This is a genomic window from Streptomyces sp. NPDC048370 (assembly GCF_043200825.1).
Lineage (GTDB): Bacteria > Actinomycetota > Actinomycetes > Streptomycetales > Streptomycetaceae > Streptomyces.
Genome location: NZ_JBICYI010000007.1, coordinates 176,395 through 189,182, shown reverse-complemented (window position 1 = coordinate 189,182; position 12,788 = coordinate 176,395). Strand labels below are relative to the sequence as shown.

Sequence of the window (12,788 nt, the reverse complement as noted above, 5' to 3'; positions counted from 1 at the left end):
GGTCAGGCGTGACGCGTCAGCTCCGCGCGCAGCAGGTCCAGGCCCATCGGGCCCATGTCCAGAGCGTGTCGGTGGAAACGCTTGAGGTCGAACGCGGCGCCGTCGCGGCGGCGGGCGGCCTCCCGCGCCTCCAGCCACGCCCGCTCGCCCAGCTTGTAGGCGAGGGCCTGCCCGGGGCGCCCCAGATACCTGTCGATCTCGAAGGCGACGAACCCTGTCGGGCCGAGCCCGCAGTGCTCGGCGAGGAACGCGCGGGCGAGCCGCGGCGTCCACCGCTCCCCCTCGTGGAACCCGGTGCCCGCGGGGATCGGCAGCCGCAGGTGCAGCCCGATGTCCAGGACGATCCGCGCGGCGCGCAGCTGCTGCCCGCCGGCCAGCATCCCTAGGCGGTGCGCCGGGTCGGCGAAGTACCCCAGCTCGTCCATGAGCCGCTCGGCGTACAGGCCCCAGCCCTCGCAGTGCCCCAGGTGCAGCTCGCACGAGAGCCGCTGGAAGCGGTTGAGGGTGGCGGTGTTGAGGGTCGTCACCCCCAGCTGCAGATGATGGCCGGGGACGCCCTCGTGGAACATCGTGCTCGGCACCGTCCACGTCGGGACCGGCGCGTCCGGGTCGGTCGAGGGCCACCAGACCGTCCCGGGGCGCGACAGGTCCTCGCTGGGCGCCAGATAGGAGGCGGGTCCGTCGGTGCGGGCGATCCGGCAGTCGATCCGGCGCAGCGGCGCGGGGATAGCGAAGTGCGTTCCGTCGAGGTCGGCGATGGCGCCGTCGGCGAGCTCCTGGATCCAGTCGCGGAACGCCGCCGCGCCCTTCACCAGGTACCGCGGGTCGCCGTCGAGCGCCGCGAGGACCGCCGGTACCGGTTCGCCGGGCGCGATCAGCGCCGCAGCCTCGGCCATCTCCCTTCGTACGCGGGCCAGTTCGTCCCAGCCCCAGGCGTACGTCTCCGCCAGGTCGAGCCGGGTGCCGAGGAACTCCCGTACGCCCAGCTGGTAGCGGTCCTCGTCGACCGCGTCCGACTCCGGGGCGTCCGGCGCGAGTTCCTCCGACAGGTACACCGCGAACCGCGTCAGGGCGTCGTTCGCGGCCGCCGCGGCCTCGTCCAGGGCGCCGCGCAGCGCGCCGTCGCCGTGCCCGGCGGGCAGCCCCGCCACGTACGGCCGCATGTCCCGGCATTCGTGGGCGTTCCGGGTCACCTGGCGGTACGGTGCGACCCGGCCGCCGCGCCGTGCGGCCTCCAGGCCCTCGCGCAGCCCCGCCAGCGCTCCGGGGACGGCCCGCAGCCGGGCCAGGAGCGCGTCCCAGGGGGTGTCGGCGCCCTGGTCCAGGAGGCCCACGGCGTGCCGTACCCGCTGGACCGGGCCGTCGAGGGTGTCGAGCAGCGTGCCGTACGCGTCGGCGTCGACGAGGGCCACCTCCGTGGCGAGCCGCTCCCGCAGCACCGCCGCCGCGACCCGCTCCGCGTCACCGGCGACCGGCGTGGCGTCGACCGCCGTGAGCGTGCGGCGGGCCAACTCCGCACGCTCCTGGGCGGCCTGCGGCCCGAAGTCGGTCAGCCGCTCCTCCTGCCCTGCGATGCCCATCACCGCGGCCAGGCACGGATCCAGTGCGGCCAGCTCGTCCACGTACCGGTCCGCGAGCTCGTTCACCGCGCTCATCAGCGGCTCACCGACGGGAGCCGGGCGACCCCGGACTCGGCCAGCCGCTTGCCGTACAGGCCGATGACAAGGCCCGCGACGATCAGCGCTCCGGCCACCAGCTTGAGCGCCGGCAGCGGCTCGTCGAAGATCAGTACCGAGCCGAGCACGCCGAAGACCGGGACGAGCAGGGAGAGCGGGGCGACGGTCGACACCGGGTACTCGCGGAGCAGCCAGTTCCACACGGCGTACCCCAGCAGGGTGTTCGGGTACGCCTGGAAGAGGATCGACAGGAACGCCGACCAGCCGAGCTGCTCGGGCAACTCGACATAGCCCTTGGTGCCGTTCACGACCAGGTCGAGCAGGAACAGCGGGATCGGCGCGAAGAGGCTCGACCAGACCAGGAACGCCAGCGTGTCCTTGGGCTTGGCCTTCTTGAGGATCACGTTGGCGACGCTCCACGACACCGCGCCGAACAGCACGAGCGCGACACCGAAGAGGGTGACCGTGCCGTCGGTGACGAAGGTGATCGAGAACAGGCCGACGAGTGCGACGCCGATCCCCAGGTACTGGTACCGCGACAGCGACTCGCGGAACACCACGGCCCCGAGCACGATCGTCAGGAACGCGCTGAACTGCAGTACCAGGGAGGCGATCCCCGACGACACGCCTGCCTCGATGCCCAGGTTGACCACGCCCCACAGCCCGACGCCGAAGACGAGGCCGTAGCCGACGGTGTGTCGCCACGGCACCTGCGGCCGCTTCAGGAAGAAGACGGCGGGCAGCGCGCAGAGCGCGAACCTGATCCCCGCCAGGATGAGCGGGTCGACGCTCTTGAGCCCGATCTTGATGATCGAGAAGTTGAGACCCCAGATCGCGGTGACGGCGACCGCGAGCAGGATGTGCTGTTTCTTCATGCCGGGACCTGTTCGGGAGTTGCGGGGGTGAGGGAAGCGGTGGCTGCCGGGTGGGTGTCGACGGAGACGGAGTCGAACAGGTCGACCATCCAGTCCCGGGTCTCCTCGGGGGTGTCGCCCGCGACGATCCCGGCGAGGACCGTCTCCCCGGCCTGGTAGGTGATGTGGTCGGGCAGCTGCGCGCCGGGCGGCAGTTCGGTCCAGGCGACGACGCGCGGGCCCGCCCGGAACGCCACGGCGCCCGCCAGGCCCCGGCACTCCCGCCCGGCCAGGTGGTGGCCGGGGTGGACGAACCAGCCGTACCGGCGCCCGTCGGCGGGCGGCTCGGGGAGCGTCCCCGCGACGGGCTCGCCGAGCAGGACGCGCAGCTCGTACGAGGGCAGGTGGACGCCGGTGGCCAGTTCGAAGGTGGCCACCACGTCGGCTCCCCCGACCCGGTTGCCGACCTCCAGGAAGACCAACTCCCCTTCGTGGACGATCGCTTCGAGGTGGAAGGTGCCGTCCTCGATGCGTACGGCGGCCAGGGCGCGCGCCACCCAGGCGCGGGTCTCCTCGGAGAAGCCGATCTGGAAGGAGCCCATCGGCCGGCCCTGCGCGTACCGCAGGCAGGTGCCCAGGTATTCGCTCGCCGTGAGGACCAGGACCTCGCCGTGCTGCACCAAGCCGTCGTAGTGCCGGATCGGCCCGGAGACGAACTCCTCGACCTGGAAGTCCTCCTGGTCGGCCCGGTCGGCCCCGCTGTCGAGCCGGGCGACGCCGGTCCTGCCCTCGGTGACGGCCGTGACGGCCTGGCGCGGAGTGTCGAAGACGAGCACGTCCTCGCTGGACGCGCCCCGATGCGGCTTGAGGACGGTCCGGCCCTCCCAGGGCACCCGGCCTTCCCGCTCCAGGAAGCGCGGCAACGGCAGGAAGCGCGGTACGCGGAGCCCCGCCTCCTCGACCGCCCGCTTCATGAGGACCTTGTCGCGGGCGAGGGCGACCTGGTCCACCGGCGCGCCCGGGACGCCCAGGTGCTCGCGCAGCCGGGCGGCGTCGAGCAGCTCGTACTCCGACATCGAGATGACCCGGTCGAAGGCGCGGGGCCGCTCCGCCAGCCAGTCCCTGGCCTCATCGAAGGCCGGGCGCGTGCCCGGACGGCTCACCCGCTCGCAGCGCAGGTCGGGCGGGAGGGTGGCGAGCGCCCCTTCGGTCCCGAAGTAGGTGACCTCGTGCAGGTCGTGGGAGATCCCCCGGTGGTATTCGATCTTGAAGTAGGGCACGCGGTGCAGGACGAGGATCTTCATCGGGCCTTCCTGACGGGAGTGGGGAGGGCGAGGGTCCGGTCGAGGGCGGCCGACCAGGCCTCGCGCAGTGCGTGGACGACGGTGCGGATGTCGGCGCGGTCGCCGCGCAGGACGACACAGCCCTGCGCCGCGAAGTCCGCGTTGTCGCGGGCGACTTCGTGCAGGTCGCGGCGGTCGGGGGACATCCAGGAGAACTCCGTGACCGTCAGTTCCCCGTCGGCGAGGCCGAACCGTTCGGCGGTGGCACGGACGGCGTCCGCGAACGGGTCCGCGCCGGGCGCGACGTCGTCCGGGGAGAACGAGCGGTCGCTGCCGACGCCGAGCATCACCGTCGCCGCCGCGCAGCCGGGCACGAGCCGTCCCGCGTCGGCGGCCGTGCCGAAGGCCGCGTCGACCCAGCGGTGGTGCAGGTCGATCCCGTACACCCATCGGGCCAGTGCCCAGATCTTCATCCCGGCCGGTCGCCGGTTGGGCTCCACGATCGCGGCGCGCAGCCCGTCGTCGCTCAGCTTGATCTCGTTGTGGAACGGCCCGTCGCACTGGCCCACCAGCCAGTTCGCCTGCCGTCCTGCGCGCTCCAGGGTCGCGCGCTCGTGCTCGTCCAGGCCGGCGGGCAGCACCTGCGCGATCTCGACGGGGTACCGGCCGCTCGCGCTGATCTTCTCGGTGAGGAAGTTCAGCGAGCCGAGACCGTCGTAGGAGTACTCGCGGCGGTACGGGATGAGCTCCTCGCAGATGACCCCGCCCTCCAGATAGGGGAGGACCTCGGCGAACGCCGCCGTCAGGTCGTCGCCCGGACGGACCACGACGACGCCCCGGTTGTTGCCCTCGGCCGCCGGCTTGACGACGAAGCCCTCGGGGTGGGTGATCCCGAACTCCCTCAGATGGTCGAGCGAGGCGATCTCGGCGAAGGCGGGCACCATGATCCTTTGCGCCGTGAGCAGGTCGGCCACGCGCGCCTCGTCGAGCCGGTAGCGGTACTTGGAGAACGCTCCCTCGGCCAGGTACGGCGAGTCGACGGGGACACCGAGGCGGTCGAGCAGTTCGGCGCCGCTGCGCACGGCGTTGTCGGAGAAGACGATGCCCGCCCTGATCCGCTCGCGCCGGTCGGCGAGCAGCTTCTCGCCCAGCTCGGGGAAGCCGTCGCCCAGCGGATCGAGGTCGATCACCTCGTCGGCGATGGCGTGGTCGGCCTCGGTGGGGTCGGCGCGGATGAGGACCACGGTCGCGCCGTGGCGTTCGCGGGCGTACTCCCGCAGGTGGCGGACCTCGTCGATCCGGCTCAGGTTGTAGTCGACGACGAGGAGGATCGGCCCGGTCATCCGCGCTCCGTCTCGTACGCGATCTCGATCGCACGCTCGGAGGCGGGCAGCAGCTCGGGGAGGATCGTGTCCCGGTCGGCCCGGTCCATGCGCCAGAGCACCTGGCCGAGGAACACCTCGCGGGAGGACGACTCCACGACGTCGCCGGCCTTGAGGAGGACCTGCGAGAGGACCGGCCGGAGCGGGAGGTCGTCGTTCGGTCCCACCGCGCGGATCGTGCCGGGGTCGGCGAAGAAGACGCGGAAGAAGGTCGCGTTCGCGCTCCTCGGGGTGCCGTCGGGGGCGTACGAGAGGCTCTTCAGCGTCCTGAGGTACGCGGCCGGTCGGTGGGCGGTGAGCAGGGAGTCCAGCCAGAGGTCGAGGAGCCCGGGGCCGCCGGTGAGCTCCGCCACGCTGGGCGAGATCAGGCTGCCGCCGACGCGCGGGTTGACCTCGATCAGGTCCCAGCCGGACGGGGCGTGCCGCGCCTCGACGTGGAAGCAGCCCCAGCGCAGGCCGAGGACGAACAGGACGTTCGCCACCCAGCGGATGCCCGCGGCGGTCTCCTCACGGGACAGGCTCGTGGGCGGGCTGACGCAGGCGTTCTCCAGGACGGTGCCCGCCGTCTCCGTCACCTCGCACTTCTCGTGGACGGCCACCACGTGCGGCTCGTCGTCGACGACGATCACCTCGAAGCTGAACTCCCGGCCGGGGACGTAGTCCTCGACGAGGAAGTCGACGACCCCGGGGTCGCCGGGGCCCTGGTGCGTGGTGAAGGCGCCGGCGTAGACGGTGTCGGCGTGGGCCTCCGCGGCGATGCGTTCAAGGTCGGCCCAGGTCGTGTCGGAGGTGAGGGGGAACGTGCCGAACGAGGCGATGCCGCTGACCGGCTTCACGAAGTGGCGGCCGCCATCGGCCTGGCGGGCGGCGAGCGTCTCGGGGGTGAGCGCGGACGCCCGGCCCCGGCTGAGGCCGGCGTCGGCGAGGCGGTTGCGCAGGGTCAGCTTGTCGCGGAGCTCCGGGACCTGCTTCTCGTCCAGGTCGGGCACGCCGAGACGGGCGTTGGCCAGCGCCATCAGGTGCCGGTAGCCCTCCCAGACGGTGAGGCAGCACAGCACCGAGGTGCCCGCGGCCTCCAGGCGGTCGAGGTGGTCCTCGACGTCCTGCGGGGTCAGTACGTGGTCGGTGGTCACCCGGACGTCGTCGGCGAGGTCCGCCAGCGCCCCGGGCCTGGATCCCTGGTGCTGCGGCTCCGGCAGCGAGCTGAGCACGTAGACCTTCAGCCCCCGCGCCGTGACCGTGCGGGCGAGGTCCTCCAGGAACGAGAACCCGACGTGGCTGAGGAGCAGCACTCCCCCGGCGTCCACTCCCCCGGCGTTCACTCCCTCGGCGTCCGCTCCCCCGGCGCCCGCTCCCCCGGCGTCTGCTCCCCCGGCGTTTTCCTTGCTCAATTCCGGCCTCCTCACCGGCGGGTGGGGGCGCCGCGCGGTCGCGCCGCGCCCCCACCGAGGACTGGGCTCAGGCCGGCTGCTTCTCGGCCTTGGCGATGGTGTCCAGGTAGAGCTCCTCGAAGTACTGCGCGAGGAGCGACTGGTGCTCGCGGAGGTACCGCTTGAACGCGGCGACGTCGTCCTCGTCGTGCAGGAGGTGACGGACCGCCGCCCACACCTCGCCGGGGTGGTCGTCGTTGATGTCGGTGTGCGAGTGGCTGATCTGGCCGCCGATCTTGCCCTCGCCGACCGACCCCTTCAGCGCCTCCAGCTTCCTGGGCTCCAGCTTCACGTTGACGTACTCGACGAGGTAGCTGTACGCCACGACACCGAGCGGGCCCTCGTGGTCCAGGAGGTAGGAGAAGTAGCCGGTGAGGAGCTTGGTCGACAGGTAGGGCTCGGTGGCCAGGAACTGTTCGCGGGACACCCCGACCTTGGCGAGGTCGGTGATGAACAGTTCGTCGTGGAGCATCTCCTCCTGCTCGTAGTTGGCCCAGACCTGGGCCGCCTCCGGGCTGCGCTTGGCTATCTCCACGAGCGCCTTGGCCTCGGCCACGCGCAGCAGCCGGATGCGCCAGGCGGTCTCGATGAGGTGCCGCTTGTAGTAGTCGGAGTCGACGTTCTTGCCTTCGAGGTGGGCGGCCTCGGGGACGTTGGCGTACCACTCGAGGACCTGCTGGTCGATCTGCTGGTCGACCTGGGCGCGCAGCTCCGCCGAGGCGGCCGCGTTGAGGAACGTGGTGCTGTCCCCGTAGCCGACGTTGGTCACGCGGTTGGGCATGGTGTCACCTTTTCTCGTGAGTGCTCGTGGGGTGCTCGTTGGGTTCTCTGGGGTGCTCGGACGCTCGGTGTGAGCGCTTCAGATGTCGTCGACGACGCGAATGGTCGCGTCGCCCCGCAGCCGGCACTGGCAGGCCAGGCGGTGGTCGCCGCCGGTCCGGCCGAGGTCTTCGAGGAAGTCGAGCTCGTCGTCGTCGGGTGCGCCGAGGGCGTCGAAGCCCTCCAGGACCTCGACGACGCACGCGCCGCAGGCGCCGGAACGGCAGCCGAACGGGATGAGCCGCTGGGTGGTCTCGTACTCGACTTCGGTGAGGGGGGATCCGGCGGGCAGCAGGATCTCGGTTCCGGTCGGAAGGATGGTCAGCTTCTTCAGGGTCATGGCAGGGGCGCGGCGTCGGGGTCGGTGGAGTGCTCCGGCGCGAGGCGGGAGCCGGGGCGGAGCTCGACGGCCGCGTGGTTCGCCGCGGTCGCCGCCTCGCCGAAGCCCACGGAGACGAGCGGGACGCGCCCCTCGTACGTACAGATGTCGCCGACCGCGTACACCCGTGGCAGGTTCGTCCGCATCGCCCGGTCGACCGCGACCTGGCGGTTCTCCAGCTGAAGGCCCCAGTCGGCGACCGGGCCCAGGCTGGTGAGGAATCCCAGGGCCGCGACGAGGGACTGCGCGGGCAGCGTCACCTCTTCCTCGCCGGTCCGCTCGCCGGTCCGGACGCGTACGTCCTCCAGGTGGCGTACGCCATGACAGGCAGTCACCTGGGCGTCGGTCAGGACGCGGACGTCGGCCGCGTACATCTGCTTGACGCTGTGCTCGTGGGCGCGGAAGGCGGAGCGCCGGTGGACGACGGTGACGGACCGGGCGATCGGCGCGAGGGCGAGGGCCCAGTCGACCGCGCTGTCGCCACCGCCCACGATCACCACGTCACGGTCCCGGTGTTCCTCAAGGCGCGGTACGTGGTGGGCCACGCCGCGCCCTTCGTAGGGCCGCAGGCAGGGCAGGGTGCGCGGGGTCGAACGGCCGAGTCCGGCCGCGATCACGACGGCTCCGGCACGCACCCGCCCGCCGTCCTCCAGGCCGATCACCCAGCCCGCCCCGTCGTCCCGCGTGAGGGAGGCCGCCGTCCGGCCGAGCAGGTAGCGTGGGTCGAACGGCGCGACCTGGGCGACCAGATGGTCGATCAACTCCCGTCCCCGCACGGCCACATGGCCGGCGACGTCGTGGATCTTCTTCTCCGGGTACAGGGCCGCGATCTGGCCGCCCGGTTCGGGCAGCGCGTCGACGATCACGCTGGAAAGCCCTCGGAATCCCGCGCAGTAGGCGGCATACAGGCCGGCAGGACCCGCTCCCACGACGGCCACGTCCGCGCTCGTCTCCATTCGAGCCCCCGCTTGATGCATTCGAATCCCAGGCCCTTCCCGCGTTCGTCGAAACAGCTCGGCTACCTCAATCTCACGGCCGGCCCGGTTCATTGACCGGGGAGGCTTTGTTCGTGGCGAGCTATTTCATCATTGGGGGCCTTGAACACGCCGTCAAGAAAAGGGTCCGGAACTCCGCCGAAGTCCGGGCCGGATCCCCGCAGGCGCCCCGTCGGAACCCCCGCCTGCACCCCTGAACTGGTCGTACACCCCGACCCGCACCTCCGACTGTGGAACTTCCTCAGTCGAAGCAGAGCGGTCTTGACGGATCGCGACGGCGCTCGTTCACTATTCCCCAATCCACCTGCAGAGGAGTGATCGTGTCACTTTCGCGCCGTAAAGTTCTGGCCGGATCCGGCATCGCGGCCACCTCGCTCGCGTTAGGCCCCGTGGGAAATGCAGCCGCACAGAACGCCGCGTCCCAGCCTTTCCGGCCGCACGACTGGAAATCCGTCCGCGCGCAGTTCCTGCTCGCCCCCGAGTTCGCACATCTGTCGAACTTCTATTTCGCCTCGAACCCGACTCCCGTGCGCGAGGCGATCACCAGGTACCGCAGGGCGTTCGACGAGAATCCGTACAGCTTCCTCGACGACAACATGTTCCGTCGCGACGAGGACATGCTGTGGCGCAAGGTGACGGCCGCCGCCGCCGAATACGTGGGCGGTCAGCCCCACGAGATCGCCCTCACCAGCAGTACGACCATGGGTCTCGCCCTCATCTACAACGGCCTGCGCCTGAAGCCGGGGCAAGAGGTCCTGACGACCACGCACGAGTTCTACCCGCATCACGAGTCGATCCGGCTGGCCGTCGAGAAGTGGGGCGGGTCCATGCGGAAGATCCCCCTCTACGAGTCGTCGCTGAACTTCTCCGCCGCCGAGGCCGTGGCCCGGATCCGCGCCGCCGTCCGCCCCCAGACCCGGGTCGTCGGCGTCACCTGGGTCCACTCCGGCACCGGTGTGCGGCTCCCGATCGCCGAAGTCGCCGCCGCCATCAAGGACTTGAACCGTCACCGCGACGATGAGGACCGCATCCTGCTGGTCGTGGACGGCGTCCACGGCTTCGGAGTGGTGGACGAGGACGTCGCGAAGATGGGCTGCGACTTCTTCGCCGCGGGTACGCACAAGTGGATCCTCGGCCCGCACGGGACCGGAATCATCTGGGCGAAGGCCGAGAACTGGGCGCTCCTCCAGCCGACGATCCCCAGCCTGATGGCGAAGGAGACGACCGACGCCTGGCGGCAGGAGCGCCCGCCGGCCGGACCGACCCAGGCCGCGTGGGTGAGCCCGGGCGGCTTCTTCGCGTACGAGCACCAGTGGGCCACCGCCGAGGCGTTCCGCTTCCACCGGCAGATCGGCCGCACGCGCGTCCACGACCGGATCGCCGAGCTGAACGGGCAGATCAAGGAAGGTCTGGCCCGGATGAAGCACGTCACGCTCCACACGCCGGTCGACGCCGAACGCTCCGCGGGCTTCGTCTGCTTCGACGTACGCGGCTACACGCCGCCGGAGGTGGTGCAGATCTTCCGCGACCACCGGGTCATCGCCAGCGGCACGCCTTACGCGGTCCCGCATGTGCGTCTGTCGGCCGGAATCGTCAACTTCCCGAAGGACGTGGACAGGGCCCTCAGGGTCGTCCGGTCACTGGCCTGACCACCGCGAGGACCGTCGCGAGGACCACCGCGAGGGCCGTCGCGAGGGCCGTCGCGAGGGCGCCGTCGCGAGCCCCGAGCACGTGGCCCGGGTACGTGGCCCGAGTACGTGGCCCGAGTACGCAGAGGAGGAACATCGATGGATGTCATGACGGCCGTACTGTCCCGCCGCAGCGAGCACCACCTGGTCGAACCCGCCCCGAACGACCAGGAGTTCGCGTATCTGCTGCGGGCGGCCGCCACGGCCCCCGATCACGGCGGGCTCCGGCCGTGGCGGCTGATCCTGGTGCGCGACGAAGGCCGCGCCGCCCTGGAGCGCTGCTTCGCCGACGAGGGCGCGGGGTCCGCGGCGCGGCGGCGGCAGCTGGCGGAGATCCGGGGAGCGCCGCTCCTCGCCACGCTTGTGTTCTCGCCCGTGCCGCCCGACACCGGCCAGGACGGTCCCGTCCCCGAGTGGGAACAGCTCGCCGCCACCAGCGCCATGGCCGGCTCCTTGATCCTGCTCCTGCACGCCCGCGGCTTCGGCAGCGTCTGGCGCACCGGCGGATTCACCGAGTCCCGGCGGATCCGCCGGGCCCTGGGCCTGCGCGGGGAGGAGCGTCTGCTGGGTTGGCTGTGCATCGGCACCCCGCCGGAGAGTACGTCGCCGAGGCGGCGGGTACCCGAGGACGTCACCGACCGGATCTCCGTCTTCACTCCCTGAGGGCCCGTCACCCGGGCTAACATAAAATACGTTCGCTATTTTTCGAGCGCGATCGGATGCACGGGTGACCGACCTCAAGCAGGAGCGTGCCGTCCGCACGCGCAACCTGATCATGAAGGCCGCTGCGGAACTCTTCGACGAGGAGGGCTACGAAGGCGCGAGCGTCACCCGCATCGTCAAACGCGCCGGCGTCACGCTGGGCGCGCTGTACTTCCACTTCCCCTCGAAGCAGGACCTGGCGCGCGAGGTGATGAACGCCCAGCCCTACGTGATCGAGCCCCTCCTCGAGTCGAGCGGTCTGCAGCGCCTGGTCGACATCACCCTGGTCTGGGCCCATCGGCTGCAGACCGACCCGATGCTGCGCGCCGGTGTCCGGCTCGCCGTCGAGCAGAGCCGCTTCGACATGCACGACAGCGACTCCTTCGAGGGCTGGAAGGACATCATGGTCGGCCACCTCGAAGTCGCCCGCGCCGAAGGGCACCTCCGGGAAGACGTCTCGCCCGAGGAGGTCGCCCAGTTCATCGTCGGCGCCTGTACGGGCGTACAGCTCTACTCCCAACTCGTCACCGGCCGGGAAGACCTGACGGAGCGCACCTGTTCCATGTGGCGGCTGCTGCTGCCGGGAATCGCGGCGGGCGACGCCGCCACCACCGTCGTTGTCGACCCCGACCTCGGAAAGGCCTCATGAACCCCTCCCTCCCGACGCCACAGGTCGGTGTCCCGCAGTCGGCCCGCCGTATCGTCATCGCCGGGGCCACCGGAACGGTCGGCCGGCTCACCGCGGCCCGGCTGGCCTCCCTGGGAGGACACGACGTGACCCTCCTGACCAGGGACCCGGGAAAGGCGGCCGCCTCGGGCCTTCCCGGCCGGATCGTCGGCGCCGAATTCGCCTCCCCCGCCACGCTCAGGCCCGCCCTGCGCGGCGCGGACGCCCTCCTGCTCATCACCAACGACCCCCTGCGCCCCGACCACGACATCAACCTCCTCGACGCCGCCGTGGCGGCCGGCACCCCGCACGTGGTCAAACTGTCGGCCCAGGCGGTGACCGACCCGGACGCCGACGACGTCATCACCCGCTGGCAGCGTGGCAACGAGGAGCGGTTGCAGGACTCCGGTCTGCCGTGGACCCTGCTGCGCCCCCGCGCCTTCATGACGCACGCCCTGGCATGGCGGGACGGCATCGCCAAGGACGGTGTCGTACGCGGCCTCCACGGAGACTCCCTCAACGCCTGCGTCGACCCGGCCGACATCGCCGACGCCGCCGTCCAGGCGCTGACCGGCACCGGCCACCGCGGGCGCACCTACGCGCTCACCGGGCCGCGCGCGATCTCCGCCCGGGACAAGACCGCGATCCTCTCCGACGTCCTGGGCCGGCCGCTGGTCTTCGAGGAGATCTCCCTCGACCAGGCCCGTGAGCAATGGCGCCGACGCCTGCCGGAGGCCCTGGTGGACGCGCTCACCCTCAGCGCCGAGCGGCAGAACGTCGGGGCCAAGGCCGCCGTCGCCTCCGGCGTACGGGAGGCGACCGGGCACGCTCCCCGGTCCTTCCGCACCTGGGCGGCCGAGCACGCGTCGGCCTTCACCCACGTCTGCGCGTGATCGCGCGCCCCACCCAGCGA

General features: G+C 71.5%; 12 protein-coding genes. 4 read left to right on the top strand and 8 right to left on the bottom strand.

Annotation, left to right across the window (positions count from 1 at the left end; all coding sequences use genetic code 11):
- Window positions 1-2 precede the first annotated feature (2 nt).
- The 8 genes from ACGFYP_RS17930 to ACGFYP_RS17895 all read right to left on the bottom strand — a co-directional run bounded on the left by ACGFYP_RS17930 (window position 3) and on the right by ACGFYP_RS17895 (window position 8,779).
- On the bottom strand, window positions 3-1,655 hold the full coding sequence (locus ACGFYP_RS17930; protein WP_393493888.1) for a DUF885 domain-containing protein: 1,653 nt from the start codon (window positions 1,653-1,655) through the stop codon (window positions 3-5).
- Window positions 1,655-2,551, bottom strand: a complete 897-nt coding sequence (locus ACGFYP_RS17925; RefSeq protein WP_393493885.1) for an EamA family transporter — start codon at window positions 2,549-2,551, stop codon at window positions 1,655-1,657. The genes ACGFYP_RS17930 and ACGFYP_RS17925 overlap by 1 nt, the downstream gene beginning before the upstream one ends.
- Complete coding sequence (locus ACGFYP_RS17920) at window positions 2,548-3,834, bottom strand: acetyl-CoA carboxylase biotin carboxylase subunit family protein (protein ID WP_393493882.1); 1,287 nt, start codon at window positions 3,832-3,834, stop codon at window positions 2,548-2,550. The genes ACGFYP_RS17925 and ACGFYP_RS17920 overlap by 4 nt, the downstream gene beginning before the upstream one ends.
- Window positions 3,831-5,156, bottom strand: coding sequence for a biotin carboxylase (locus ACGFYP_RS17915; protein WP_393493879.1), 1,326 nt, complete (start codon window positions 5,154-5,156; stop codon window positions 3,831-3,833). The genes ACGFYP_RS17920 and ACGFYP_RS17915 overlap by 4 nt, the downstream gene beginning before the upstream one ends.
- On the bottom strand, window positions 5,153-6,586 hold the full coding sequence (locus ACGFYP_RS17910; protein ID WP_393493876.1) for an ATP-grasp domain-containing protein: 1,434 nt from the start codon (window positions 6,584-6,586) through the stop codon (window positions 5,153-5,155). The genes ACGFYP_RS17915 and ACGFYP_RS17910 overlap by 4 nt, the downstream gene beginning before the upstream one ends.
- Before the next feature lie 67 nt (window positions 6,587-6,653).
- Window positions 6,654-7,406: a hypothetical protein gene (locus ACGFYP_RS17905; RefSeq protein WP_361968030.1), complete on the bottom strand. Its 753-nt coding sequence runs from the start codon at window positions 7,404-7,406 to the stop codon at window positions 6,654-6,656.
- A 78-nt stretch (window positions 7,407-7,484) separates the two neighbouring features.
- A complete protein-coding gene (locus tag ACGFYP_RS17900; protein WP_361968028.1) occupies window positions 7,485-7,784 on the bottom strand; it encodes a 2Fe-2S iron-sulfur cluster-binding protein in 300 nt (99 codons plus the stop codon).
- The gene (locus ACGFYP_RS17895) at window positions 7,781-8,779 is read right to left on the bottom strand and encodes an NAD(P)/FAD-dependent oxidoreductase (RefSeq protein WP_393493871.1); all 999 of its coding nucleotides are present in this window, start codon (window positions 8,777-8,779) and stop codon (window positions 7,781-7,783) included. The genes ACGFYP_RS17900 and ACGFYP_RS17895 overlap by 4 nt, the downstream gene beginning before the upstream one ends.
- Window positions 8,780-9,207: 428 nt before the next feature.
- Between ACGFYP_RS17895 and ACGFYP_RS17890 the strand changes: the two genes are divergently transcribed.
- From ACGFYP_RS17890 to ACGFYP_RS17875, 4 genes are all read left to right on the top strand, one after another.
- Window positions 9,208-10,467: an aminotransferase class V-fold PLP-dependent enzyme gene (locus ACGFYP_RS17890; RefSeq protein WP_393493868.1), complete on the top strand. Its 1,260-nt coding sequence runs from the start codon at window positions 9,208-9,210 to the stop codon at window positions 10,465-10,467.
- Window positions 10,468-10,605: 138 nt separating this feature from the next.
- The gene (locus ACGFYP_RS17885) at window positions 10,606-11,169 is read left to right on the top strand and encodes a nitroreductase (RefSeq protein WP_393493865.1); all 564 of its coding nucleotides are present in this window, start codon (window positions 10,606-10,608) and stop codon (window positions 11,167-11,169) included.
- A 64-nt stretch (window positions 11,170-11,233) separates the two neighbouring features.
- Window positions 11,234-11,857, top strand: a complete 624-nt coding sequence (locus tag ACGFYP_RS17880) for a ScbR family autoregulator-binding transcription factor (RefSeq protein ID WP_361968020.1) — start codon at window positions 11,234-11,236, stop codon at window positions 11,855-11,857.
- Window positions 11,854-12,768 (top strand): NAD(P)H-binding protein, encoded by a 915-nt coding sequence (locus tag ACGFYP_RS17875; RefSeq protein WP_393493861.1) that lies wholly within the window; start codon window positions 11,854-11,856, stop codon window positions 12,766-12,768. Before ACGFYP_RS17880 ends, ACGFYP_RS17875 begins: the two co-directional genes overlap by 4 nt.
- Window positions 12,769-12,788 lie beyond the last annotated feature (20 nt).